24 protein-coding genes are annotated in these 26,046 nt (G+C 55.7%); 6 read left to right on the forward strand and 18 right to left on the reverse strand.

Going from position 1 to position 26,046, the window contains the following annotated elements:
- Positions 1-183 precede the first annotated feature (183 nt).
- The 4 genes from EU556_RS01795 to ruvX form a co-directional block, all read right to left on the reverse strand.
- Complete coding sequence (locus EU556_RS01795) at positions 184-555, reverse strand: DMT family protein (protein WP_135430419.1); 372 nt, start codon at positions 553-555, stop codon at positions 184-186.
- Between the two features lie 115 nt (positions 556-670).
- A complete protein-coding gene (locus EU556_RS01800; protein ID WP_245327367.1) occupies positions 671-1,522 on the reverse strand; it encodes a zinc dependent phospholipase C family protein in 852 nt (283 codons plus the stop codon).
- Positions 1,523-1,860: 338 nt separating this feature from the next.
- Positions 1,861-2,460 (reverse strand): peptide deformylase, encoded by a 600-nt coding sequence (gene def, locus EU556_RS01805; RefSeq protein ID WP_135430421.1) that lies wholly within the window; start codon positions 2,458-2,460, stop codon positions 1,861-1,863.
- Positions 2,457-2,867 (reverse strand): Holliday junction resolvase RuvX, encoded by a 411-nt coding sequence (gene ruvX / locus EU556_RS01810; RefSeq protein WP_135430423.1) that lies wholly within the window; start codon positions 2,865-2,867, stop codon positions 2,457-2,459. The genes def and ruvX overlap by 4 nt, the downstream gene beginning before the upstream one ends.
- A 423-nt stretch (positions 2,868-3,290) precedes the next feature.
- On the opposite strand from ruvX, the gene EU556_RS01815 reads away from it, so the two are divergent.
- Positions 3,291-4,973, forward strand: a complete 1,683-nt coding sequence (locus tag EU556_RS01815) for a S41 family peptidase (RefSeq protein WP_135430425.1) — start codon at positions 3,291-3,293, stop codon at positions 4,971-4,973.
- Positions 4,974-5,210: 237 nt separating this feature from the next.
- Here the strand turns inward: EU556_RS01815 and EU556_RS01820 are convergent, their stop codons facing one another.
- Complete coding sequence (locus tag EU556_RS01820) at positions 5,211-6,224, reverse strand: transglutaminase-like domain-containing protein (protein WP_245327368.1); 1,014 nt, start codon at positions 6,222-6,224, stop codon at positions 5,211-5,213.
- A gap of 181 nt (positions 6,225-6,405) precedes the next feature.
- On the opposite strand from EU556_RS01820, the gene EU556_RS01825 reads away from it, so the two are divergent.
- The 3 genes from EU556_RS01825 (at position 6,406) to EU556_RS01835 (ending at position 9,813) form a co-directional block, all read left to right on the forward strand.
- Entirely contained in the window at positions 6,406-7,614 is a 1,209-nt protein-coding gene (locus EU556_RS01825; RefSeq protein WP_135430427.1) for a homogentisate 1,2-dioxygenase, read from the forward strand.
- A 189-nt stretch (positions 7,615-7,803) separates the two neighbouring features.
- On the forward strand, positions 7,804-8,334 hold the full coding sequence (locus EU556_RS01830; protein WP_135430429.1) for a hypothetical protein: 531 nt from the start codon (positions 7,804-7,806) through the stop codon (positions 8,332-8,334).
- Positions 8,335-8,571: 237 nt separating this feature from the next.
- Complete coding sequence (locus EU556_RS01835) at positions 8,572-9,813, forward strand: aminotransferase class V-fold PLP-dependent enzyme (RefSeq protein ID WP_135430431.1); 1,242 nt, start codon at positions 8,572-8,574, stop codon at positions 9,811-9,813.
- Between the two features lie 156 nt (positions 9,814-9,969).
- On the opposite strand, the gene EU556_RS01840 is transcribed toward EU556_RS01835, so the two are convergent.
- The 12 genes from EU556_RS01840 to EU556_RS01895 all read right to left on the reverse strand — a co-directional run bounded on the left by EU556_RS01840 (position 9,970) and on the right by EU556_RS01895 (position 22,281).
- Positions 9,970-10,914, reverse strand: coding sequence for an N-acetylornithine carbamoyltransferase (locus EU556_RS01840; protein WP_135430433.1), 945 nt, complete (start codon positions 10,912-10,914; stop codon positions 9,970-9,972).
- An 80-nt stretch (positions 10,915-10,994) separates the two neighbouring features.
- Positions 10,995-11,639 (reverse strand): hypothetical protein, encoded by a 645-nt coding sequence (locus tag EU556_RS01845; RefSeq protein ID WP_135430435.1) that lies wholly within the window; start codon positions 11,637-11,639, stop codon positions 10,995-10,997.
- A 33-nt stretch (positions 11,640-11,672) separates the two neighbouring features.
- On the reverse strand, positions 11,673-11,963 hold the full coding sequence (locus EU556_RS01850; RefSeq protein WP_135430437.1) for a GIY-YIG nuclease family protein: 291 nt from the start codon (positions 11,961-11,963) through the stop codon (positions 11,673-11,675).
- A gap of 139 nt (positions 11,964-12,102) precedes the next feature.
- Positions 12,103-15,333 (reverse strand): carbamoyl-phosphate synthase (glutamine-hydrolyzing) large subunit, encoded by a 3,231-nt coding sequence (gene carB / locus EU556_RS01855; RefSeq protein ID WP_135430439.1) that lies wholly within the window; start codon positions 15,331-15,333, stop codon positions 12,103-12,105.
- Between the two features lie 97 nt (positions 15,334-15,430).
- Entirely contained in the window at positions 15,431-15,799 is a 369-nt protein-coding gene (locus tag EU556_RS01860) for a hypothetical protein (RefSeq protein ID WP_135430441.1), read from the reverse strand.
- A gap of 14 nt (positions 15,800-15,813) precedes the next feature.
- Positions 15,814-16,179 carry a hypothetical protein gene (locus EU556_RS01865; protein ID WP_135430443.1) on the reverse strand — a complete coding sequence of 122 codons (366 nt, stop codon included), beginning with the start codon at positions 16,177-16,179 and terminating at the stop codon, positions 15,814-15,816.
- A gap of 68 nt (positions 16,180-16,247) precedes the next feature.
- Positions 16,248-16,520, reverse strand: a complete 273-nt coding sequence (locus EU556_RS01870; protein ID WP_135430445.1) for a hypothetical protein — start codon at positions 16,518-16,520, stop codon at positions 16,248-16,250.
- An 87-nt stretch (positions 16,521-16,607) separates the two neighbouring features.
- The gene (gene carA, locus EU556_RS01875) at positions 16,608-17,693 is read right to left on the reverse strand and encodes a glutamine-hydrolyzing carbamoyl-phosphate synthase small subunit (protein ID WP_135430447.1); all 1,086 of its coding nucleotides are present in this window, start codon (positions 17,691-17,693) and stop codon (positions 16,608-16,610) included.
- Positions 17,694-18,223: 530 nt separating this feature from the next.
- Positions 18,224-19,363, reverse strand: coding sequence for an aspartate aminotransferase family protein (locus tag EU556_RS01880; RefSeq protein ID WP_135430449.1), 1,140 nt, complete (start codon positions 19,361-19,363; stop codon positions 18,224-18,226).
- Positions 19,364-19,542: 179 nt separating this feature from the next.
- The gene (gene argC, locus EU556_RS01885; protein ID WP_135430451.1) at positions 19,543-20,523 is read right to left on the reverse strand and encodes an N-acetyl-gamma-glutamyl-phosphate reductase; all 981 of its coding nucleotides are present in this window, start codon (positions 20,521-20,523) and stop codon (positions 19,543-19,545) included.
- Complete coding sequence (gene argG / locus EU556_RS01890) at positions 20,513-21,703, reverse strand: argininosuccinate synthase (RefSeq protein WP_210116230.1); 1,191 nt, start codon at positions 21,701-21,703, stop codon at positions 20,513-20,515. Before argG ends, argC begins: the two co-directional genes overlap by 11 nt.
- Positions 21,700-22,281: a GNAT family N-acetyltransferase gene (locus tag EU556_RS01895; RefSeq protein WP_135430455.1), complete on the reverse strand. Its 582-nt coding sequence runs from the start codon at positions 22,279-22,281 to the stop codon at positions 21,700-21,702. The genes argG and EU556_RS01895 overlap by 4 nt, the downstream gene beginning before the upstream one ends.
- 617 nt (positions 22,282-22,898) lie before the next feature.
- Here EU556_RS01895 and argB point away from each other — a divergent pair.
- Both argB and EU556_RS01905 read left to right on the forward strand, forming a co-directional pair.
- The gene (argB, locus tag EU556_RS01900; protein WP_135430457.1) at positions 22,899-23,681 is read left to right on the forward strand and encodes an acetylglutamate kinase; all 783 of its coding nucleotides are present in this window, start codon (positions 22,899-22,901) and stop codon (positions 23,679-23,681) included.
- Positions 23,669-24,739, forward strand: a complete 1,071-nt coding sequence (locus EU556_RS01905; protein WP_135430459.1) for a M20 family metallo-hydrolase — start codon at positions 23,669-23,671, stop codon at positions 24,737-24,739. Before argB ends, EU556_RS01905 begins: the two co-directional genes overlap by 13 nt.
- Before the next feature lie 701 nt (positions 24,740-25,440).
- Here the strand turns inward: EU556_RS01905 and EU556_RS01910 are convergent.
- Positions 25,441-25,905, reverse strand: coding sequence for a VOC family protein (locus tag EU556_RS01910; RefSeq protein WP_135430461.1), 465 nt, complete (start codon positions 25,903-25,905; stop codon positions 25,441-25,443).
- Between the last annotated feature and the right edge of the window lie 141 nt (positions 25,906-26,046).

Here is a 26,046-nt window from a genome sequence, read left to right on the forward strand (position 1 = left end):
AACGTGAAAAGCCCCGGCAGCGGGGCGCGTTTCCGTACGCATACCACGCAGCGGAGTTGCCCGGAAAGGGCCAACGACTTACAATTCTCGGTGAACGTGAGCACAACCGGAGCCTGAGCCCAAGCTCAACACTGAGGCCAAAGCGTAAAGCCCTGGTAAAGGATTATCCTAAGCTGGTCTCGGTTACCACTTTTTGAAAATCACGTACACCGCCGCTACCAGCAGCGCAAAGCCTACGAGGTGGTTCCAGCCCAGCTTATCAGTCTTGAAAACAAACACCGCGCACAGGGTAAAAACCGACAACGACACCACTTCCTGAATCACCTTCAGCTGAAATAGGTTAAAGGGTCCCCCGTTCTCCTCAAACCCAATGCGGTTGGCCGGCACCTGAAACACGTATTCAAAAAAGGCCAGCCCCCAACTAATCAGGATGACACCCACTAGGCCTAGACCATGCAACCAACTGATTTTCTTGAACTGCAGGTGTCCGTACCAGGCAAACGTCATGAACAGGTTGGAAATCAGCAGCAAGACGATAGTGGAGAGGCTTTTCATGGGCTAAGTAGAGAGGGGAAGTAGTAGACGGGCAAGCTCCGCACTGGAGTGGGGAACTTGCCCGTCTACTGCAACAACCGGCAAATCGTTTCGCTTTACGGTAAGCCACCGGGCCTTACTCCTCGTGGCCGGGCACGGGGGCTTTAGGGGCTGGTTCCAGTAGTTGCTTGGCTTCTAGGGCTAGGCGCTCCTGCTCCTTGCGAGAGGGGGCGCGGGGTAACTTGTCGAGGTCGGGTTGGCCGGCATCTACCCAGGCGGTGTACCAGAAAGCACCTACCAAGCGCAGAGCCAGCCGCATTTGCCGCTCCACTTGCCCGTTCAGGCGTTGGTGGTACTCGCGGGCGAAGTCGCGGGAGTAGGCGCGCACGGTCTGATTACCGCGCTGCTCAAAGCCGTACTTGCGGTCTTCCGGAAACTTCAGCGTCAGCTCCCGCTCAAAGCGCAGCACTGAGTCAACCGCCATTGCCGACCGACCCACAGCTTGCCAAATAACATCCGTAGGCCTATCCAGGTAGGGGGCAGGACCCGTGAAGAAGTCGTAGCCGCTGCTGAGCAGCTCCGGCAAGCGGCTTTCCCAGAGGGCATGAATGCCGCGCTGCCCCGTAAGCTGTCCATTGTAGTTGTGGGTGGCGTGCAAGGGCACACAGGCGTCGGCAATGTAGTGGCCTAGGTCGGCGGAGAGGTGCAGAATCCGGTCGGTTTCGTGGGCGCGGAAGGCTTCCGTGAGCTGGCCTTTCATGCGGGCCACTTGCCAGGGCACTATACCGTGACGAAGCAGAGAATCTTCACCCAGCTGGGCCACGGCATCGGCGTAGGAGCGGGGCAGTTTGTACACCGCCGAGTCGCCGTACACATCTACGTCCAGAAAGTGACGCGGCGCCTCGCCGGGCACCACCGTGCGGCGAGAGTCAGGGCGAGTAGCGTTGTCGGTGAGGTAATCGATGTTGGCCTTATAGAACCCAATCATCTCCCGAGGCAAGGTATACACTGCTAGCCGGTTGATAAGGCGGTGACTGAAAAATCCCCAAGCGAGCAGTGGCTGCGAGAATAGTAAGAAAGCAAATAGCAGAATGCTTGCTCTGCGAGAGAACATAATGACAAATAACGATTAGCTAAAGAATTATAGAGGGTATGTTGACAGTGGCGGCATTGACCTCTATAGACGCCTAGTGCTCCCTAAATGCATAACCTAAGTACGAAAGTTTTTAACAAGTAAAACGCTAAGAAACAAGCTTATAAAAAAGCCGAGTAGCCGTCTGACAAAGTACGGTTACTCGGCTCTCTAAACCTACTGCGGCTACTGGCCTAGCGGCGGCCCTGCCCGGCGAATTTCATCCGGTAATCGGCTTTCACGTCGCCCTTGCTGATGCGGCTGAGCTTGCCCTTCAGCAGTTGCTTCTTCAGCCCCGATACGTAGTCGGTGAACAGCACGCCTTCCAGGTGATCGTACTCGTGCTGGATTACGCGGGCGGTCATGCCGGAGAATGTTTCCTCGTGCTGCTGGCGGTTTTCGTCTTCGTAGCGCAACGTAACCACGGGCTTGCGGTATACCGTTTCCCGGATACCGGGAATGCTCAGGCAGCCTTCCTCAAATGCCCATTCTTCGCCAGTTTCCTCTACTATTTGAGGGTTAATGAAGGCGCGCTTCACCGGGGCCGCCGTGGGCTCCGGAATGATGGGGTTGCCCTCTTCGTCCTCATCCAGCATGGGCTCAGAGTCAATAACAAACAGCCGGATACTCTTGCCCACCTGGGGGGCGGCTAGGCCTACGCCGTGGGCGTAGTACATGGTATCGTACATGTCCTGCACGAGTTGCTTGAGCTCAGAAGGGGAGAAGTCGGGGGCTATGGGTTTGGCCGGGGCTTTCAGCACCGGGTCGCCGAAGGCAACAATGGGGTATATCATCGGGATTCGAGGAAAGATTGCAGAATGATGGTAGCGCTTACGCGGTCTACGGTGGCTTTGTCGCGGCGGTCTTTCTTGCTCAAGCCCCCGGCCAGCATGGCGGCGTGGGCCATGCGGGACGTAAACCGCTCATCAATTTCGTGCACTGGCACCTCCGGAAACTCCTTACGTAACCGCCGAATCAGGCCCACTACGGCGCTGGTTGAGTCGGTGGCCTCGTTGCTCAGAGTGCGGGGCATGCCCACTACCAAGGCCGCCAGCGGCTCGCGCTGGTGGTAAGCCTTGAGGTAGGCCATTACATCTTGGCTATGAATGGTTTCGAGGGGGGTGGCAATCAGCTGAAGCGGGTCCGTTACGGCCAGCCCCACGCGCTTGTTGCCGTAGTCGATGGCAAGAATTCGGCCCATCACAAAAGAATTGACTTGAAAAGCAAAGGTCCGGCAAGCCAGATAGTTAAGAGAGCCGGGCGTCAAAGATACGGCGTTGCGCCGGAAAGGTGGTAGTGCTTTCGAGACCTGTGTAAATCCGTTGCAGAAAACAGTGCGTAGGTCAGAGGCCTAGCAAATGGCCATAATGTCTAAATACAGGACTTAATAAAATTACAAATGTCGAAGTCATTGTTAGCTGAATATGAACGTTCTATAAATTGTATTTTTGCTCTTAAAACGGCGTTATTTGGTATTAAATAATAAAAAATTGCACTGGTATTTGAAGTTTGCCGACGCTAACTAAATGCTGTGGCTTTCTTGGAAAAGTTTCAATAGTTTTGACTACATATTCGCTTACATTCCTTTTGCATATCGCCTAAACGTTTACTCTCCCAGCACTTTATGAACACCGAGCCGAATGTCTCGCCGCTTCCCGCGACTGAGCCAGCCCCGCGAAATACGCGGCGGCAGGTGCGTCAGCCTCTGTTGCTGGCCTTGGCGCTGGCTTGCGGTATTCTGCTAGGTGCAAACCCCTTCCGGCCGTCCAGTCAAAACCCCGATGGCACGGCCCGCGGGTACCTGAAGTTCAAGGAAATTCTGAGTTACGTGGACCGCGACTACGTAGACTCGGTGAATGCGGAAGAGCTCTCGGATTATGCCATCAGCCGCATGCTGGAGCGCCTAGATCCTCATTCGGTTTTCATTCCGGCCAAGCAGCAGCAGCAAGCATCTTCTTTTCTGCAGAGCGATTTTGACGGCGTGGGCGTGGAGTTCAACATCTTCCACGACACCATAACGGTGGTATCGCCGGTAAGCGGCGGGCCCGCCGAGCAAGCTGGCCTGCAACCTGGCGACAAGATTTTAGCCGTAGCCGGTACCAAGGTATCGGGCACCCACATCAGCACCGAGCAGATGTTCAACAAGCTGCGCGGACCCCGCGGCAGCAACGTGGTGCTGCAAATTGTGCGGCGGGGAATGGCTAAGCCCCTAAGCGTGCAGGTAACACGCAACCGTATTCCCAACTCCTCGGTGGACGTGGCCTACATGGTGGATAACCAGACCGGTTACATCAAAGTGAGCCGCTTCGCCAGCGGCACCTACGACGAGTTCAAGGCCGCCCTCGGCGACCTACGTCGGCAGGGCCTCACCCGCCTCATTCTTGACCTGCGCGGCAACCCCGGTGGCTACCTCGACCGCGCCACCAAAATGGCCGATGAGTTTATCGGGGGCACTAAGAAGATTGTGTACACGGATGGCAAAGGCGACCAGTACGACACCCAGACGTACTCACGCGTAGCCGGCGAGTTTGAGCAAGGCCCGCTGGTAGTATTGGTGGATGAAGGCAGCGCCTCCGCTTCTGAGGTACTGGCCGGCGCCCTGCAGGACCAAGACCGTGCCCTGCTAGTGGGACGTCGTACCTTCGGCAAGGGCCTGGTGCAGCAGCCCATTGCGCTGAATGACGGCTCGGAGCTGCGCCTGACCATTGCCCGGTACTACACCCCCTCGGGTCGCAGTATTCAAAAATCGTATCGGGGTGGCCTAGAGGCTTACGAAAAGGATTTGGCGAACCGGCAGCGTCACGGCGAGTTTTTCCACGCCGACAGCATTCATTTCGCCGACTCTTTGCGCTACCGCACCTCGCACGGGCGAACTGTATATGGTGGTGGTGGTATCATGCCCGACGTGTTTGTTGCCCGCGACACCATGGCCTTCTCGGCATATTACACCCGCTTGCAAAGCCACAACCTGATCCGCAAGTACGCCCTCGACTACGTGCAGGACCACAAAGAGGAGCTGGAGGGTCTGCGCTTCGAGCAGTTCAACGAGAACTTCCGCATCACCGATATTCAACTGCAACGCCTAGTAGGCCTAGCTACCCAAGATGGCATCCCGGCCGATGCCGCTGGCCTGCGCCGTTGCGCCAACTTAGTGCGCAACCAACTTAAAGCCCTTATTGCCCGCACCGCCTACGGTAAAGCCGCCTACTTCCAGGTCCTTAATCAAGACGACGCCGAAATGCGCCAAGCCTTGCAGGTCATCACCGACGGCAATGCTACCTTGATGCAAGGATTGTCAATGAAATAATTGGCTACGCAGCCTCTAACAACAAAGCGCCCGTAGCTGCTAGCCGCGGGCGCTTTGTTGTTAGGAGTGGTTCATAAAGCGACGAAAGCCTACAAGAGCGTTCTGTCTAGTGCAGTAGAGACATTTCGCGTGCTGACGTTGTGGTTTCTAGGCTTCTTAAGTAGCTTCTAACAAGACGTCATGACTGCGCTTAACGTGACGTTCACCTTTGACTGCTTAAATAGCTCGATAGCGAAACTACTTTTTGGCTAAGTCCTGCACCCGGAACTGTTGCTGTAGGCCACTTACTGGATGGCCATCAGCCTCGGCATATGGGTAGATGAAGTAGTTGAGGGCGCCACCGTGTTGTTTGGGTGCCAGCAATAGGTCGCGGCCCCGAGTAAATTCCAGGCGGTTTTCATCGTGGGCCCCGAAGAAATAGGCACGTTTAGCAGGGTTCTTGGCCGCCTCAGAGGCATCGACGGGTACCCAGCCGGTTTCCTTGGTGTAGAACTCGGCCCAGCAGTGGTAGCCTTTTACCTCGGCGGTGCCGCGCTCGGGGGGCAGCGGGAAGCCGATGCTGAAGCGGGCCGGAATGCCAGCCGCGCGGCAGTAGCCAATGAACACGGCGTGGAAGTCGGTGCAGTTGCCGCGGCGGGCGTCGCAGGCGTAGTAGATGTCGCCGCGGCCCCAGCCTTGGCCGGTTTTGTCGTAGGTCACGGTGCTGACCACATGCTCGTAGATGGCCTTGGCCTTCTCCAGATCGGTTTTAGCGTGGGCTTTGGCTATAACTTCTTGCGACCACAACCGGATTTTGGGGTCAAGGGGGACGAGGCTATCCGGCGCCAGCCAACGCTTCATGTTGGGGTCGGCGGGGGCCAGGTCTTTCCGCGAAACTGGTTGGCCGGCCAGCGTGGGGTTGAGGTGTTCCCGGCGGGTAGCCTGCAGCTTCATGCTCACCGTGAAGCCCTGCAGCGCCGCCCCCGTGGCATGCACGTGCAGCACTTGATTGCCGTAAGAGCTGGTCTTGACCTCGTAGGCCACTGGCGCCGTAATCTTCAGGTCGCGGATATCCTGCGACTTATCATCGTGCGGTACGGGCAGCCACAAATCTACCTCCTTCACCCCGGCTGCCTGGGCGGGTACCGTGGCCGTGTATTCGAAGTTGAATGTGCGGGTACGTGGCTCCGCTGTTTTGGGTGCTGAAGCCACGGAAAACAAGCCTAGGCCAGTCAGCAGAAGCGGCAGCAAGCGGGAAATAGGGGAGGACACGGCAGAGGTAATAAGTAGGCAGCTGAAATAAAGTGCAAAGGTAGTATAGCAGTGAGGGTTTAACCGCTGAGATATTCAAATGGTTGCTATCTGTTGACCAAAGACTCGCAACCACCAAACCTTCTTACCTTCACATTCTCACCTACCCACTCGTATTTCCCACCCAACTCATTTCTGAACCATGGCTTTCTACCACCGCCTCGGCCAGATTCCGCGCAAACGCCACACCCAGTTCCGCCAGCCCGATGGCTCTCTGTACTCGGAGCAGCTGGTGGGTACGCTGGGCTTCCACGGCGTTTCATCGCTGCTCTACCACAAGCACCCACCCACTGAAATCCGGACCGTAGGCCAGCCCGAGCCGTTTGCGCCCAAGCTGCTCAAAGACCGACCCCTGGAGCCAGCTCACCTGCGCACCCTGGCTCAAACCACCACTGGCGGCGACTACCTGCAGGCCCGCCAAACCATGCTCGGCAACGCCGACGTGACGCTCAGCATCTGCAACCCCACCGAGCGGCGCATGGACTACTACTACAAGAACGCCTTAGCCGACGAGGTTATCTTCGTGCACGAGGGACGGGGGGAGCTGTGGAGCCAGTTGGGCAAGGTCCAGTTTGAGCCCGGTGATTACGTTATTATCCCGCGCACCATCATCCATCAGCTGCACTTCGAGGAGGGCCCGGTACGCTTACTCATCATCGAGTCGTTTAGCCCCGTGGAGACGTGCCGCCGCTACCGCAACCACTTCGGGCAGTTGCTGGAGCACTCACCCTACTGCGAACGGGATATCCGGCCCCCGCATGAACTGGTGACGGATGATGAGCGAGAATCGGGGGAGTACGTGGTGAAGATCAAGAAAGACGGTCTGCTGCACACGCTCACCTATGGTCACTCGCCGTTTGATGTGGTAGGCTGGGACGGGTATTTCTACCCCTACGCTACCAGCATCCACGACTTTGAGCCGATTACGGGCCGCCTGCACCAGCCACCACCCGTGCACCAGCACTTCGAGGGCCACAACTTCGTCATCTGCTCCTTCGTGCCGCGCCTCTTCGACTATCACCCGCTGAGCATTCCGGCGCCCTATAACCACTCCAACGTCGATTCTGACGAGGTACTGTATTACGTGGCCGGCAACTTTATGTCGCGCAAGGGCGTTGATCTGGCGTCGTTTACTTGGCACCCCAGCGGCATTCCACACGGCCCCCACCCGGGCACCGTGGAGGCTAGCATCGGCAAAAAGGAAACCCATGAGCTGGCCGTGATGGTAGACACCTTCCGTCCGCTCTACCTCACCGAAGCCGCCCTGCCTTACGTAGATGGCCGCTACCCCATGAGCTGGCAGCCCGGCTTTGTGCCCGACCCGCCGCGCTCCGCCGACATGATGGACTAGTAGGTGGCCTAGACCAGTAAACGTGTCATTCCGAGCGCAGCGAAGAATCTGGGGTAAGCTTTCAACGACTTGCCCCAGATTCTTCGCTGCGCCCGGAATGACACGTTTATGTGCGGTGAGGTAGACTACAGCCAGTTGCAAATCCGGGTTAGAATTAGTTTCGTAACTTCCGCTCAAATTGCAACTACCATGAAAAAAGTCCTCTTTCTAGCTCCCCTTTTGGTCCTGCTAACTTTCTTGTTTAGCTGCGACAAACTCGACAAGCTGCTGACCTTTACCATTGAGGACTCGCAGTCGGTGAAAATTGCCACGGGCTTCCCGGTAAACGTGGTTACGCCGGTTTCGCCCATCACCGTTCCTACCCGCTCCGACGAGAAGTTTAAGAACGAAAACACCAGCGCCAACTTGGTAAAAGACGTGAAGCTCGACCGCCTCACACTCACCGTTACCGACCCCAACTCCGAGAACTTCGACTTTCTGAGCAGCATCAGCCTTTACATCAGCACCGACGGCAACGACCGGATTCTGCTGGCTTCCAAGGATAACATACCCATGGGCGTGAACACGGTTCAGCTGACACCCACCACCGAAAAGCTCGATAAGTATATCAAAGCCAGCAGCTACACGCTTTCCACCGAAGCCCGCATCCGCAAAGCCATCAGCCGTGATATTACCATCCGCGCCGACTCGCGCTTCAAAGTAACCGCCGATCCGCTCTAGGCCACCGTCTGCACCCGGTATACTAAGCCCGATGGTATCGAAGCCATCGGGCTTTTCTTATGCGTGCTGGAGTGCAAAAGTTAGGCTGACTACGTAGGCTTGGTAAGGGTGAAATGTGTTTATACGGATCAATTTCCGTGTTTTTCGGAATAACAGCTGATATAGGAGGGCGTAAAGAGCATAAGCATGTAGCAGCTTTTTCTGGCTACTTCTTTATCCTTTTCGCCTTTGTTCTTCATGCTTGATCAGCCCCAAACCATCCAACAGCCCACCCGCCCCCAAGACTGGGAAGCTGTACGCGCCCAGTTCAATCTTTCACCCGATTACCTGCACCTGGGAGCTTCGCAGTTCATTGCTTCCAATCCTAGGCCAGTGCGCGAAGCCATTGCCAACTACCGCCGCATCCTCGACGAGAACCCCGTATTCAATACACTGGATATGGAAAACGACGAGATGCAGAAGGTGCGCCAAGCGGCGGCCCGCTACCTCCACCTCGACAACCCCGACAACATTGCCCTCACCGACAGCACTACTATGGGCCTGGGCATGCTGTACACCGGCCTGAACCTGCAGCCCGGCCAGGAGATTCTGACCACCGAGCACGACCATTACTCCCAGCACGAATCAATCCGGCAGGCCACGGCGCGCACCGGCGCCACCTACCGTAAAGTGCGCATGTATGAGCGCCTCAACCACGTAACGCAGGAGGAAATGGTAGATTCCATCGTGCGGGCGGTGCACCCCGAGACGCGGGTGGTGGGCATTACGTGGGTGCATTCCAGCACTGGCCTGAAAACACCCGTAGGCCTCATCGGGCAAGCCCTATCCGACCTCAACCGCCACCGCGACGAAGCCGACCAAGTGCTACTTCTGGTAGACGGTGTGCACGGCTTCGGGATTGAGCGCGAGACCTTCCCGGACCTGCAGTGCGACTTCTTTGTCACCAGCGGCCACAAGTGGCTGTACGGTCCGCGCGGGACTGGCCTAGTGGCCGCCACGCAGACGGCCTGGCAAACGGTGTCGCCCATCATCCCCAGCTACACCGAGGCAATGGACGTAATCATCGAGGAGAACGAGCGGCCTGACCACATGGACGGTAAGCAGATGACTCCCGGCGGCTTTCACTCCTTGGAGAACCGCTGGGCTTTCACGGCGGCCTTTGAGTTTATGGAGCAGCTGGGTCGTGAGCAGGTTTGTGCGCGAGTGCATCAACTCAACCGCCAGTGTAAAGAAGGTCTGGCCACTATGCCGCACGTCACGTTGCACACGCCTCTGTCAGATGAGCTATCCTCTGGTATTACCTCCTTCGAAGTGCGCGGCTACAACACCGATGAGGTTATCGAGCGGCTCAAAGAACAGACGATTGTGGCCACGAAGGCTCCCTACACGCATTACAACTACGCCCGCTTCACGCCCGGCATCATCAATACTGAAGAGGAAATAGACCGCGCTCTAGAGGCCGTGCGCAACATGCGCTAGGCCTGTCATTGTCTTCAGCGCACCCTATTGTAAAAAAGCACGTCATCCTGAGTGCGCGAAGCATCTTCTCGCGTTTGAACGACTGGCCTAGAAGCCCGTTGTAGCGTGAGAGATCCTTCGGCAGCACTCAGGATGACGTGCTGTTTGTATGAAGTCTTACTTGAGCAGCTCGTGCAGCACGGTTTGCATCGAGAATACTCGGTTACCAGCCTCCTGTATTACCAGGGAGTTCGGTGAATCTAGAATAGCATCCGATACTTCCACATTGCGGCGCACGGGCAGGCAGTGCAGGAACTTGGCGTCGTTGGTGCCGGCCATGTGCTCGGGCGTGAGCATCCAGCTAGGGTCGTTGCTGATAACCTGGCCGTAGTCCTGGTAGCTGCTCCAGTTCTTGGCCTGCACGAAGTCGGCACCTTCCAGGGCCTTCTTCTGGTCGTACTCAATGCGGGCGCCTTTCGTGAACTTGGGGTCCAGCTCGTAGCCCTCGGGGTGCGTAATGACAAAGTCTACCCAGTCTACTTCCGAGAACCAGTCACAGAATGAGTTGGGGACGCACTGGGGTAGGGCGCGCACGTGCGGGGCCCAGGTCAGCACCACTTTCACGCGGTCCTTTTTCTTCGTCTCGGCCACCGTAATCAGGTCGGCAAACGACTGGAGTGGGTGCAAGGTGGCGCTTTCCAAGCTGATAACCGGTACGGTGGCGTACTTCAATATCTTGTTGAAGACTTCCTCGCTGTAGTCGGCCTCGCGGTCCTTAAGTGTGGGGAAGGTGCGCACACCTAGCACGTCGCAGTACTGGCTCATCACGGCAATGGCCTCCTTAATGTGCTCCTGGGTGCCGCCGTTCATCACCGCGCCATCGGCCATTTCCAAGGTCCACGAGTCGGCACCGGCGTTGAGTACCCACGCTTGCGCGCCCAGGTTGTAGGCCGCCTTCACCGAGCTAAGCCGGGTGCGCAGGCTAGGGTTGAAGAAGATCAGCCCAACGGTTTTGTTCTTGCCGATGTGCTGGTACCCGTACGGATTCGCCTTAATTTCCAAGGCTTGCTGCAACAGGGCTTTATAGTCGCCCGCATCGGCGAAGGAAGTGAAGTTTTTCATATGGTATTGAGTGGCCTAGGCCTAAATAAAAGTCATGCTGAGCTTGTCGAAGCATCTCTACCGCTTCGTTAAGTGAAGAATTAATCTTGACCCTTTTTGATTATCTCAACCTTAATGGGATATTTTCTTCTGAATTCGTGATAATGAATTGCTTGCTTTTTTATTGCGTCCTTAGACACACTAGGCCGCCAAGATTCATCTAGTGTGTAGCCATCTTCGGATATGGTAGGTTGCTCAAACGTTATGGCTGCTTTTTCGTCATCAGGAACAAAATAATAGAGTTGATCCAGCCGAATTAATGAGTCCATAGAAGAAAAACCTGATTCGCGCATTTCCTCTTCGGTTAGCTCTTCACCGCAATTGTCACATGCTTCTTCCTGCGAGTTAAAAGCTATGTAGCCACAAACTGGACAAGTCGAGTAAATGGTACCATCTTTTGCCATGGCTTTGGCAGGCGTATATAGAAGAGTGGTTGGCAATGCTGATATGACTATCACACATGCTAATACAGCTGCACGAACGGCGAAGGATCGTTTATTAGTGAAGTAGTACCCAGCAAAGCCTACTGAACCGATAACAAGGCCAGCTAATCCACTGTAGAGAATCTTCATTCCTTTATCAGTGGTGTATTCATTGCCAAACTGTATAGCAATGACCAGAGGTATCACTAGAAAAGCGCTAATCCAGTATATCTCAACATTAGATTTTGATTGGTCTGACTTCAACTTTATCAGAAGCTTGAAGTGTATGCTTTATGGCTATCCTAACCACGTCTCAAGATCAATAACCTGCCATTCTGGATTAAACGCCGCAATCAGCGTATCCTTCTTCAGGCGTGTCCAGCCTTTCAACTGCTTTTCTCGCGCAATAGCCTGCGTGGCATCCGGGAAAAGTTCGAAGTACACCAGCAAATCCGCCTGATACCTTCCAGTGAACTTGCCTGCATCGCCCCGGCTACTACCGTGCTCATAAAGACGCCGTGTGATGTCGTTGGTGGTGCCGATGTATAGGACTGTTTTAGTAGGATTGGTTAGAATATAGACGTACATACAGGTACGAAGAAAACTAGACCGTCATGCTGAGCGGAGTCGAAGCATCTCTACCGCTTCGTCAGAGCCGTTCAAACGAAGCGGTAGAGATGCTTCGACTCCGCTCAGCATGACGGTCTATAATTTACATATTCAACTACTACCCTGCCTTATACTCGTTCCAGCTCTTGATCTTCAGGTCCTTCATTTCAAGCTTGCAGAAGGCTTGGATGAAGGCTTTGGCTAAGCGGGCGTTGGTGAGCAGTGGGATGCCGAAGTCGATGGCGGTACGGCGGATTTTGTAGTCGTTGTCTAGCTCACCCTTCGAGAGGTTCTTCGGGATGTTGATGACCAGGTCGATCTTCTTCTCCTTGAGGTAGGTCAGCACGTTGGGTTCCTCGTGGTCGTCGGGCCAGAAGAGGAGGCTGCTGGGGATGCTGTTTTCGGCGAAGAAGCGGTGCGTGCCCTGGGTAGCGTAAATCTGGTAGCCTTTCTTCACCAGCAGTTCCACGGCCGAGAGCAGGGCCACTTTCGACTTGATGGGGCCGCCGGAAATTAGCACCGACTTCTGCGGAATCTTGTAGCCCACACTCAGCATCGACTTCAGCAGGGCTTCCTCAGCGGTATCGCCCAGGCAGCCTACCTCGCCGGTGCTCACCATGTCTACGCGCAGCACGGGGTCGGCGCCGGGTAGGCGGGTGAACGAGAACTGCGGGGCCTTCACGCCCACGAAGGGCAGGTCATACACCCGCTCGCTTTCGTCGCGCTCCACTTTCTTGCCCAGTAGCACCTGCGTTGCCTTTTTGATGAGGTTGTTGCCCGATACTTTCGACACGAAGGGGTAGCTGCGCGAGGCGCGGATGTTACACTCAATTACCCGGATTTCGCCGTTCTTGTCCAAGAACTGGATGTTGAACGGTCCGCTGATTTCATAGCGCTTGGCAATCTTCTCGGCAATGATTTTCAGCTTCCGAATGGTGCGCACATACACCTTCTGGGGCGGGTAGTACATGGTGGCGTCGCCGGAGTGCACGCCGGCAAACTCCACGTGCTCAGAAATGGCATAGCTCACGATTTCGCCCTTGTCGGCTACCGCGTCCAGCTCAATTTCCTTGGCATCCTGCATAAACTCCGATACCACCACCGGGTACTCGGCGCTTACTTCCACGGCAGCTTTCAGGAAGGCCTCCATTTCGAAGGCGTTGGACACCACGTTCATCGAAGCCCCCGACAGCACGTAGCTCGGGCGGATCAGTACGGGGTAACCTACCTCACCCACAAACTCAAACATGGCTTCCAGCGAGGTTAGCTCCTTCCAGCGGGGCTGGGCAATACCCAGCTCGTCCATAATGCTGGAGAATTTGTGGCGGTTCTCAGCCTCGTCGATGCGGGCCGGAGCGGTGCCCAAAATGGGGGCATTGGCGTCGGCTAGACGGGTAGCGAGGTTGTTCGGAATCTGGCCGCCAGTAGAGAGAATAACACCCTCTGGCTGCTCGAATTCCAGAATGTCCATCACCCGCTCAAAGCTCAGCTCCTCGAAGTACAACCGGTCCGACACGTCGTAGTCGGTGGAAACGGTTTCGGGGTTATAGTTGATGATGATGGTTTTGTAGCCCTCTTCGGCGGCCGTCTGCACGGCATTCACGCCGCACCAGTCGAACTCCACGGAGCTACCGATGCGGTACACGCCCGAGCCCAGCACCATAATAGACTTGTCAGTTTCCGGCTGCAGGTCGTTTTCGGTGCCGTGGTAGGTGCTGTAGAGGTAGTTGGTTTTGGCCGGGAATTCCGCCGCCAGCGTGTCAATCTGCTTGATAACGGGTAGCACACCAAGAGCCTTGCGGCGGGCCCGCACCAGCAGCTCGTCGGCTTTCACGTCACCCTGGCCCAGCAGCTTCACCGCAATTTGCTGGTCCGAGAAGCCGGCTTTTTTTACCTCGCGCAGTAGGCCAGTATCGAGAGCATCCACGCCGCTGCCGCGCTTAGCAGCTAGCTGGTTGCTCAGCTCAAAAATGGTGTACAGGCGCTGCAGGAACCAGTGGTCAATCTTGGTCAGGTCGTGCACCTGTTCCAGGGTATAGCCGGCCTCAAACGCCAGGTTGATGGCGAAGATGCGCTCCTCGTTCGGCTCGCTCAGCAGCTTGTCGATGGTCGCGTTATCCACCTGCTCGGGCTTGTTGGCCACAAAGCCGCGCTTGCCGGTGTCCAGCATGCGTAGGCCCTTCTGAATGGCTTCCTCGAAGGATTTGCCGATGGCCATTACCTCGCCCACGCTCTTCATGGCCGAGCCAATCTGCCGGTTCACACCCTCAAATTTACCTAGGTCCCAGCGCGGCAGCTTTACTACTACGTAGTCCAGGGCCGGCTCGAAGAAGGCCGAAGTAGTCTGCGTTACGCTGTTTTTCAGCTCCGACAGGGAGTAGCCCAGGCTCAGTTTGGCCGCCACAAAGGCCAGCGGATAGCCCGTAGCCTTAGAAGCCAGCGCCGAGGAGCGCGACAAACGCGCATTCACCTCAATTACGCGGTAATCTTCCGACACGGGGTCGAGGGCGTACTGAATGTTACACTCGCCTACAATGCCGAGGTGGCGGATGGTTTTGATGCCGATGCTGCGCAGCTTGTGGTACTCGCGGTTGCTCAAGGTCTGCGACGGAGCTACCACAATGCTCTCCCCAGTGTGGATGCCGATGGGGTCGAAGTTCTCCATGTTGCAGACCGTGATGCAGTTGTCGTACTGGTCGCGCACCACTTCGTACTCCACTTCCTTCCAGCCCTTCAACGACTCTTCCACCAGAATCTGGTCAGAAGTCGTGAAGGATTTCTGGACTAGGGCCCGCAGTTCGTCCATGTTATTAGCGAAACCGCTACCTAGGCCACCCAGCGCAAACGCCGCCCGCACGATGATGGGGAAACCGATTTTCTCGGCCGCGGCCACCGCATCTTCCATGGTGGTCACGGCCACGCTGCGGGCCGAAAGCACCCCAATCTGGTCGAGTTTCTCCTTGAAAATGTCGCGGTCCTCGGTGTCGATGATGCTTTGCACGGGCGTGCCCAGCACCTTCACGTTGTACTTCTCAAACACCCCGGCGCGGAACAGGGCCACGGCGCAGTTCAGGGCCGTTTGGCCACCGAAGGCTACCAGAATACCATCGGGCTGCTCCTTCTTGATGACTTCCTCCACGAAGTAGGGCGTCACGGGCAGGAAGTACACGTCGTCGGCAATGTTGTCCGACGTCTGTACGGTAGCGATGTTGGGGTTGATGAGGATGGTGCGGATGCCTTCCTCTTTCAGCGCCTTGAGGGCCTGGGAGCCGGAGTAATCGAACTCACCGGCCTCGCCAATTTTCAGCGCGCCGGAACCGAGGATGAGAACTTTCTGTGGTTTTTCCATTCTAGGGGGTAGAGTAACAGGCCGCTAGGGCGGTCATGTTAAAAGGCAGTCGTGCTAGGCCGGCTACAGCCGGTGGTTTATGTGGGTAGAGTCGGTGTTAATTAGAAAATAGGGTGTCGCTTTTCACGATTTCCCAGTTGCCGGATGCCCGTTTAGTCATCCAGAGTTTGATGGTGGCATTGCTCCGCTCGCCGTCCAGTAAAAAGCGAAAGACGAGCGAGTCTTTTTTAGCACTCAGGTTCTCCACCTTGAAGTTCTTAGAGGTTATCCGTCCTGTTCGGCTGGTTATTCTGGGGGAAACTCTAGCCGAACTCATTGCCTGGGCAATCAGATCGGCCGGCTCCCCCAGCACTGCTTTCATAAGCGTCCGCTGGCCTAGGTTCCTGACGAAGTAAAACCCCGCGAAAGCCAGCGCCCCCAGCAATACATATCCCCAGTTCGGAAACCCTTTACTCTTTGATGGCATGAGGACTGGGTATTTTATTCGGAGAAAGTGGTGTCGCTCTTAACCATCTGCCATTTGCCATCAGGCTGTTTCATGACTTTGGTCCTGATAGTGGCGGTAGCTTTCTCGCCCTTCAGCACGAGCCGGAAGGAGAGAGAATCCTGCTTCGGTCCAGGCTTCCCGGCGTCAAACTTCCTCGAAACAATCTTGCCGGTACGGCTCAGAATGCGAGGTGAGACATTGCCCTTGTCCAGCATCGAAAGAAAGATATCCTGCTTGCCCACGGCAAGTTTGACGACGTCTTTCATCTTGACGCTCTTAATGAGGTAGAACACCGCAAACGCTACAACTCCCAGCGTTACATACACCCAGTTCCGCGTGCTTCCGCTCTTTTCTTGCATAGTGCTCATGCATTAAAAATGACTGGGCTGAAGATAAGAAACGTCATGCTGAGCTTGCCGGAGCATCTTTATTGCTTCTCTATTGTCAAGGTTATTCCGTCGGACAACTGAAATAAATGATGGCCGCAATGCTCGGTAAAAACAGCTACCTCTTTGTATTCAGGAGCCTCGATAACGAAGGCATAGTAGAATTCAATTTTGGAGTCGTCTTCAAACAAGATGCGTACTACATTATCAGCTGGAAAGTCAGGAGCACTTAGTGTCTCATAATTACCTCCTATTGCAGTCAAATAATCTCTCAGTTTAGTTTTCCAACGTTCTGGCAGATCTGCTTGACGCATCAGGGCTTGTACGTAATTATATATGGACGAATTGGCAGAGAGGCTTCGGCAAGCTCACCATCATAGGAAGTGGCATTCTAGGCCAGTCTACTTCGTGGCTTTGTGCTCGGCTACTGCTTTCAGGAAATCATCGAACAGGTACTCCGTGTCCTCGGGGCCACCGGCGGCTTCGGGGTGGAATTGGGTGGAGAAGAACGGCTTGCTCTTGTGCTTGATGCCTTCGCAGGTGCCGTCGTTCAGGTTCTCGAACAACATTTCCCACTCGGCGGGCAGCGTGTTGGTGTCCACCGCAAAGCCGTGGTTTTGGCTGGTGATGTAGCTGCGCTTGGTGCCCGAGAGCAGCACCGGCTGGTTATGGCTGCGGTGGCCGTACTTCAGCTTGAAGGTGTCGCCGCCCGCGGCCAGGCCCATGAGCTGGGAACCCAAGCAGATGCCGAAGATGGGCTTGTCCTGGCCTAGTGCGGTTTGGAGGTGTTGGATAGTGGGCGTACACATCTTTGGGTCGCCGGGGCCGTTGCTCAGGAACAGGCCGTCGTAGTCGAGCTTGGTGAAGTCGTAGTCCCAGGGCACGCGAATCAGCTCTACGTCGCGCTGCAGGAAGCAGCGGATAATGTTGGTCTTAGTGCCGCAGTCTACCAGCACGATTTTGTGCTGGCCGTTGCCGTAGTGCTTCACCTCGGTGGGGCTCACCTGGGCTACCAGATTATCCTGGTTGGGGTCGTGCAGCTCTACGTCCTGCTCGGCCACAATCTTACCCAACATGGCACCCTTCTCACGCAGGATTTTGGTGAGCATGCGCGTATCCACCCCGAAGATGCCGGGGATGTTGTACTCCGCAAGCCAGTCGCCGAGGCTCTTGGCGGCGTTCCAGTGGCTGTGCTCCTCCGAGTAGTAATTCACTACCAGACCGGCAATGTGAATCTTGTCCGACTCGAAAATCTTGGAAATCGACTCGTACAGTTCCTCGCCTGGTACGCCGTAGTTGCCCACCATGGGGTAGGTCAGCACCAGAATCTGGCCGGCGAAGGACGGGTCCGTGAGGTTTTCGGGGTAGCCGGTCATGGCCGTGCTGAACACCACCTCGCCCGCGGCGGAGGTGAAGGCGCCGAAAGATTGGCCTTGAATTTCAGTGCCGTCTTCCAGGACGAGTTTTACCGATTTAGCGTTTTCCACTCTGTTATGCGAAAAAGGGTTTACTCTGTTATTGATTTTCTGCGGTAGTCAGGCCCGCTCTTCTCTTGTTGAGTTGAGAGCCAATGGCAGGTGCATCCCTCTGCCCGATCAATGCTGATCGGAACCTTACTATTGAGAGGCAATGCGGTACTTCGGCGCCTCTGTTGAGTGTCTTGCGGGTGCGCAGCGTAGCCTTCGCCGGCTTGGGCAGCCGCCCGGATACAATTTCGGCTGGAACAGAACCAAAAATTAGAGGTCTATTCCAGCCGAACGATGACTTAAGCCAAACGGGAGCGAAAGAAGATATATCAATCGGTCCCGCACCCAGCCGCTCCCAGATGTCAGGCATCGGGAAGTCTGGCGGGCACGACTGCTGAAAGAAAATGTGGGAGGCCGTTCTTTCACGGAAAGAACCAGCCGGTTGCTGCGCAATAGTCACCAATGGCAGCGTGCAGCTAATCAGAAGGGGAGCCTGGCTCTTGGGCTTCATCGTGCTACTCATTGGGGCTGCAAGTTAGGCTACAAGTCGCTTACTTTTTTACCTCGGCCGGAATAAGTGTGTACAGCGCCTGTAGGAACCGGTCAACTTCGGCCTTAGTGATGTTCAATGGGGGTAGCAAGCGCAGCACCGTGGGGTCGGAGGCGTTGCCCACGAAGATGTGGAAGTCAGAAAGCAGCTTGTCACGCACGTCCTTGATGGGGAAGTCGTACTTGATGCCTACCATCAGGCCCCGGCCCCGAATTTCCTCGGCCCCAGCGTTGGCTTCCAGTTCCGAGCGGAGATAGTGGCCTAGCTCAGCGGCGTGGTTTAGCAGGTTTTCCTGCTCAATAACCTCCAGCACGGCCAAGGCGGCGGCGCAGGCCAGGTGGTTGCCCCCAAACGTGGTGCCCAGCAAGCCATAGGAGGCCTTCAGCTCCGGCGCAATCAGGATGCCGCCGATGGGGAAGCCGTTGCCCATGCCTTTCGCCACTGAAATAACATCGGGGCGGATGCCGGCGTGCTGGTGGGCAAAGAACTTGCCGCTACGGCCGTAGCCGCTCTGCACCTCGTCGGCAATCAGTAGGGCGCCGTACTGCTTGCACAGTGCGGCTAGGCCAGTCAGGAACTCATCGGAGGGCATGATGATACCGCCTACCCCCTGAATGGGCTCAATGATGGCTGCGCACACGTCGCCGCCTTGCAGCACCTGCTCTACCGCCGCTAGGTCATATTCCACGAAGGAAATGGCGTGGTCGGCATTGAAGGGAGCTACAATTTTAGGGTTATCAGTAGCCGCTACTGCACCGGAGGTACGGCCATGGAAGGCGCCTTTAAAGGCGAGTACACGCTTCTTACCGGTGTGGAAGGACGCCAGCTTCAGGGCATTCTCGTTGGCCTCGGCGCCAGAGTTGCACAGAAACAGTGAGTAGTCCTCGTAGCCCGACACATGGCCTAGCTTCTGAGCTAGCTGCGCCTGAATCGGAATCTGCACCGAGTTGGAGTAGAAGCCGATGTTCTGCAACTGCTCCGTGAGGCGCTGCACGTAGTGCGGGTGGCTGTGGCCGATGCTGATAACAGCATGCCCACCGTAGAAATCCAGGTACTCCTGGCCTTTATCGTCCCAAAGTTTCGCTCCCAACGCCTTTACCGGCGTGATGTTAACGAGCGGATATACATTGAAAAGCTCCATTTTAAAGAAGTAAGAGCTGAGAGGTTAGATGTTATAAGCAGTCGTCAGAACTCAAGAAAAGAACGTCATTCCGAGCTTACCGAGGAATCTCGCGTGCTGATGCTGCCATACTATTCCGGCGTCAACAAGCGAGATTCCTCGACTTCGTTGCGCTACGCTCGGAATGACGTTCTGCAGAATTAGAAGAGCCCCGCTTTCAATCCCAGGCCAGTTGTTTCGGGTAGGCCAAACAGCAAGTTCATGTTCTGCACGGCCTGGCCGGATGCGCCTTTCACGAGGTTGTCGATAACCGAGGTGATGAGTAGTTGCTTGCCGAATTTCTGCACATGCAGCAGGCACTTATTAGTGTTGACTACCTGTTTCAGGTGAATTTCTTTATCCGACACCGTGGTGAAGGGGGCGTCCTGGTAGAACTTCTGGTACAGCTCTCGCGCCTCTTCTTGGGTCAAGTCCGATGGCGTATAGACGCTGGCGAAGATGCCCCGGGAGAAGTTGCCACGGTACGGAATGAAGTGCATGGCGCTTTCCAGCTGCGGCTGCAGTTGCGCCAGGCTCTCCCCAATTTCGCCGAGATGCTGGTGCGTAAAGGGCTTGTAGATAGACACGTTATTCGTGCGCCACGAAAAGTGCACCGTCTCCGACAAGCTCTGCCCTGCGCCCGTGCTGCCTGTAATGGCCGATACGTGCACGTCGTCCGTGAGCTTTCCGGCCTGGGCCAGGGGTAGCAAGGCCAGCTGAATAGCCGTAGCAAAACAGCCAGGGTTGGCAATGCTCTGGGCCTGCTGGATGCGGCTCTTGTTCAGCTCCGGCAACCCGTACACAAACTCCCGGCCTTCAAACTCCGCATCGGCTTCCAGGCGGAAGTCGTTGCTCAGGTCGATGATGTGGGTAGTTTCGGGCAGTTCGTGCTTCGTGAGCCAGGCTTTGGAGTTACCGTGGCCTAGGCACAAGAACACCACGTCTTCATCCCCCCCCAGCTCCGAGGCAAATACCAGGTCCGTCTCGCCCACTAAGTCGTCGTGAACCTGGTAGATGGGGTTGCCGGCGTTGGAAGAGCTGACGATGGCGCCCAGCTCCGCGTATTCGTGGTGCAGCAGAATACGGACAAGCTCCCCGGCCGTGTAGCCGGCGCCCCCTACGATGCCAACCTTAATTTTCATCGTTGAACGAGCTGTGAATCCGCAGCTGGTTGCTGAAGATCTTGATGAAGCCCTTGGCATCGCGGCCGTCCCAGGCATCGTTTTCCTCGCCGTAGGTGGCCACTTTGGAACGCATCATGTCGTATTTCGACTCAATGCCTTGCAGCTCGAACTGGTAGGGCTTCAAGGTCACGAACACCTGGCCCGAAACGCGCTCCTGCGACGACGTGAGGAAAGCCTCCATGTCGCGCATTACGGGGTCGAGGTACTGCGCCTCGTGCAGCAGGGTGCCGTACCAGTTGGCGATGTAGTCCTTGTGCAGCAGCTGCCAACGGCTGGAGGTGTGCTTCTCCAGCAAGTGGTGAGCCTTCAGCAGAATCAGCGGAGCGGGAGCCTCGAAGCCTACGCGGCCTTTGATGCCAAGAATAGTGTCGCCCACGTGGGTGTCACGGCCAATAGCGTAGCGGCCACCCAAGTCGTTGAGCTCTTGAATCAGCTCCACGGGGTTCATCGACTTGCCATTCAGCGCCACGGGCTCACCCTTAGCGAATGTAATTTCAACGGTAGTAGGCTCGTTGGCCGTGAGTTGCGTGGGGTACGCCGACTCGGGCAGCGCCTGGTGCGAAGTCAGGGTTTCTACGCCGCCCACGCTGGTGCCCCAAATACCCTTGTTGATGGAGTACTTGGCCTTTTCCCAGCTCATCTCGAAGCCGTGCTGATTCAGGAAGTCAATCTCGGCCTGACGCGACAGTTTTAGGTCGCGGATGGGCGTGATGATTTCCGTGTTGGGCGCGATAACCGAGAAAGCCACGTCGAAACGTACTTGGTCGTTGCCGGCGCCGGTGCTGCCGTGGGCAATGTAGTCAGCCTTGTGCTCCCGGGCGTACTCGGCAAGGGCCAGTGACTGGAACATACGCTCCGCGCTGACGCTCAGCGGGTAGGTGTCGTTCTTGAGGATGTTGCCAAAAATGAGGTAGCGCAGGCAGTCATGGTAGAATCGCTGGGTCACGTCAATCACCTCGTGCTTAGTCGAGCCCAGTTCGTAGGCTCGCTTCTCGATGGCTGCTAGCTCTTCCTCGGAAAAGCCGCCGGAGTTGACAATGACGGTGTGAACTTCCAGACCCAGTTCGCGGGTCAGATATACAACGCAGTAGGACGTATCCAAGCCGCCGCTGTAGGCTAAAACTACCTTTTTCATTATTGGCCTTGGGGTGTAAGAATCTCAATCGACTCCTGAACGATCTGGCCGTACTGGTCATCGAGCTTGTCGTAGACCATGCCAGTGCACAGGCACATTTTGCGCTCGTTTTCCATCAGGATGCCGTAGTTTTTGCAGCTAGAGCAGCCCTTCCAGAAATCGTCGCTCTGGGTCAGTTCGGGGAAGGTAACCGGGCGGTAACCCAGCTCATTGTTGATCTTCATCACGGCCGCTGAGGTAGTGATACCGAAGATCTTAGCCGCCGGGTATTTCGTGCGCGACAGCTCAAATACGCGGTGCTTGATGGCGCGGCCGAGACCTTCCTTGCGGAGCTCCGTATTCACAATGAGGCCCGAGTTGACCACAAACTTGTTGTCCTCGAAGGTCTCGATGTAGCAGAAGCCCGCCAGCTGCTCATCCACGAAGGCGATAATGGCGTCGCCCCGGTCCATCTTCTTGATCAGATAGTTAGGGTCGCGCTTGGCGATGCCGACTCCGCGCGCTTTGGCGGATTCGGCGTACCATTGACAGAGGGTTTCCACATACTGCGCATCGGCAGCATCGGCGACTCGTAAAAGCATGGTCGAAGCTCGGTTGGTTACCGCTGTATACGGCAACAGACTCGGGAAGACGGTAAAGGAGGAGCTAGAAGTGCAGCGGTGGGGTGTGGCTGCGCCGTAACCAGAACAGGTTCTGGTGCCAGAAAAGAAGCCCGGAAATGTGGGGAAGCCAGTTTAGCAAGCCGCCAAGGCGGCGCAGAACGTGAAATCGGCTAGGGGAGGCGCACCAGGGCTTACACTCGTGTCAATTCGTTATTCGTAGAAACTTTCTTCAGCAGGGGGCTAAGGTTGGAGGCCCTTGCGTCGTCGGGGATAGTGTGCTAACTGGCCGACGAGATATTGCATGCCAGCGCTTAAGCTGGCATTGTTCGCACGACCAGATTGGGTCGTCGCAGAAGCGCAATAGAAGAGAGACGAATCATGAAGACTGCCGTGAGGCGAGAGAGGTGTTTCTGCGGTTTAAAATGAATTGGACCGCTAAATCGTTGCAAAACTAGATGTTTTTTTTCGGAAACTTTGTCGGCCCAACTTTAAAAAATAGTTATCACTCTATGTGGGTTTCCGTTAGCAGGTAGCTCAACGGTTAGCATGTTTTGGCATTCGGTGGCCGTACGCGCCATTTTTCCCTTTTCCCTCCTATGCGTGAAGGCTTAAAAATATTTAAGATTGGTGGCGGCATCATTGACGATGAAGCACAGCTAGGCCACTTCCTGACGGAACTAGCCCGCATACCCGGCCAAAAGATTCTGGTGCACGGCGGGGGCAAAGGCGCCAGCCAGATGCTGCAAAGCCTAGGCATTGAGCCCCAGATGGTGCAGGGCCGCCGCATCACCGATGCTGCTACCCTCGACATTGTGACCATGTTTTACGCGGGCAAAACCAACAAGCAAGTGGTGGCGCTGCTACAAGCCGCCGGCGTGAATGCCCTAGGCCTGTCGGGCGCCGATGGCAACGTTATTCGGGCCGTGAAGCGCCCAGTGAAGGACATCGACTACGGCTTCGTGGGCGACTTGCCCGAGGACAGCATCAACACCACCTTGCTAGGCCAGTTGCTGCAGGCCGGCATCACGCCCGTGTTCTGCGCCATCACCCACGATGGCCTAGGCCAGTTGCTCAACACCAACGCCGATACCATTGCCAGCACCCTGGCCCGCGCCCTGGCCGCGCAGTATGAGGTGGAGTTGCACTTCTGCTTCGAGAAAGATGGCGTGCTCGCGGACATCAACGATGGACAGTCGGTAATTCCGCAGATAGTGCCGGTCCAGTACCAGCAGTTAAAAGCCGAGGGTGTTATTGCCGCTGGTATGGTGCCTAAACTCGATAATGCCTTTGCAGCGTTGGAAGCTGGGGTGGAGCGTGTGGTGATTGAAAACGCACTCAAGATCAACGAACCCGTGAAAACTGTGCTATGCCGGAGCTAATCGAGCGGCTGACCGAGGACGCCATTGAGCTGCTGCAGGAGCTGATTCAGACGCCCTCCTTGTCAAGGGAAGAAGACCAGACGGCGGAGCTGATCTTTCGATTTCTGACCTTCCACGGCGCCCACCCGCGGCGGGATAAGAACAACGTTTGGGCCATGTCAAAGCATTTTGATGCCGCTAAGCCCACCATCCTGCTCAACTCCCACCACGACACCGTAAAGGCTGGCACCACCTGGACTTACGACCCGCTGGGCGCGGTAATAGAAGGCGACAAGCTGATTGGCTTGGGCAGCAACGATGCCGGGGCTTCGGCGGTGAGCTTGCTGGCTACGTTCCTGTACTTCCATGAGCGCACCGACCTAGCCTACAACCTCATCTGTGCCATTACGGCCGAGGAAGAAGTGTCGGGGATAAATGGTATCCGGAGCGTACTGCCCCAGCTAGGCCATATCGACTTGGGGATTGTTGGAGAGCCCACCCAAATGGACCTAGCCGTGGCGGAAAAGGGCCTGGTGGTGCTCGACTGCGTGGCCCACGGCCGGACCGGGCACGCCGCCCGCGAGGAAGGCGAAAACGCTCTCTACAAAGCCGTAGCCGACATCCGGTGGTTCGAGCAATTCCGCTTCCCGGAAGTATCACCGCTGCTGGGCCCGGTGAAAATGACCGTAACGCAGATTCAGGCGGGCACCCAGCACAACGTTGTGCCCGACCGCTGCACTTTCGTGGTAGATGTTCGTACCAATGAGCTGTATTCCAACCAAGAAGTAGTGGAGCTCGTGCGCCAGCATGTCACCTCCGAGGTTACACCGCGCTCTACCCATCTCAACTCCTCGCGCATTGAGCTAGGCCACCCGCTGGTGCAGCGCAGTATAGGCCTAGGCCGCCGTACGTTTGGCTCCGTCACGCTATCTGACCAATCTATGATGCCATTCACGACAGTGAAGATTGGCCCCGGCGACTCAGCCCGCTCTCACACGCCCGATGAGTACATCCTGCTCAGCGAAATCCGAGATGGTGTGCAGGGCTACGTAGCTTTGCTGGACGGACTAGTACTGTAGCGCGAAGCTCCCGCTTCGCGTATCGTAAAACGAACTACAAACAGCGTCATGCTGAGCTTGTCGAAGCATCTATACTGAGGGTAATAGCATCAATTCGATTGATTCAGAATATATGAAATCTCACATTGTCGTTCTATCCCTAGTGAGCTTATTATCCTCAACAAGTTTCGCTCAGATAGAGCAGAGGCCTACTAAGTCGCAACATCTTCGGATGGAGAACCTATTGGGCAAATGGGTTAGCTCAGCTACTGAATGGGAAGAAAGAACAATCGTTTCAAAAAAGGAGGTTGTCAAAAAAACCTCGAAGATCCATTGTAATGTTTGCTCTGAAATAACTTTCAGAGCGGACTCAATAGCTACAATAAAACTCGAAGGTTCGAGCGAATATTCATTACCTAATTTTATTTGGGGTATTCGAGGTAATAATCTTTTAATCCGCCACCTAAATCCAGAGCGGCCTGGAGACAGTGAGTCAAATTTTTTGCCGGAAGGACGATATAATATTGCCCTCAAAAAGAGCGAAGGCTTAGGCCAATATACAGAGCTTGTCTTGACGAACGAAAACGGTATACATTACACCTTGACCAGAAGTATGTGTGATAATTAAGTTGTTAATAAAGACATAGTTTTAAAATCCATTCAACGATTATCAACCACCCCTAACCCCGCCTCATCTGAGGAGGGGAACTAGACTGTAGCTTCTAGGCCTGTTCCAGCGTGGCAATGTCAATTTTGTGCATCTGCATCATGGCTGCCATTTTGCGCTGAACACGGGCCGGATCATCACTGCTAAGCAATTGTCCCATCTTTGCCGGCGTGATTTGCCACGACACCCCGAACCGGTCTTTTAGCCAGCCACAGTCGCCCGGCTCGCCGCCATTGGCCGTTAGTTGGTCCCATAGGTGGTCAATTTCCGCCTGGTCGGCGCAGCTAACTGACAAGGAAATGCCGGTAGTGAAGGTGAAATATGGTCCTCCGTTTAGAGCCACGTACTTTTGTCCGGCCAACTCGAACTCCACGGTCATCACGCTGCCCGCCGGCATGTACGTTCCCTGGGGGTAGTAGGTAATGTTCGTGATGCGCGAGTCTTTGAAAATAGTCGTGTATAACTTGGCGGCTTCTTCCGCCTGATCATTGAAAGTCAGGAAGGTGATAATCTTTTGCATGACGCGGTAGGGCTTGAAGGTGATAAGCGAAATTACCACGCCTGCCTGGCCTCAAAGGCGGTAAAAGCCGACAAAAACCGGGTTGATTGCGACAAAGCGTTTTGTAACTCAACGAGGTAGAACATAGTACTGAGGAGCCAC

The sequence above is a fragment of the Hymenobacter fodinae genome (genome assembly GCF_004745825.1).
Lineage (GTDB): Bacteria > Bacteroidota > Bacteroidia > Cytophagales > Hymenobacteraceae > Hymenobacter > Hymenobacter fodinae.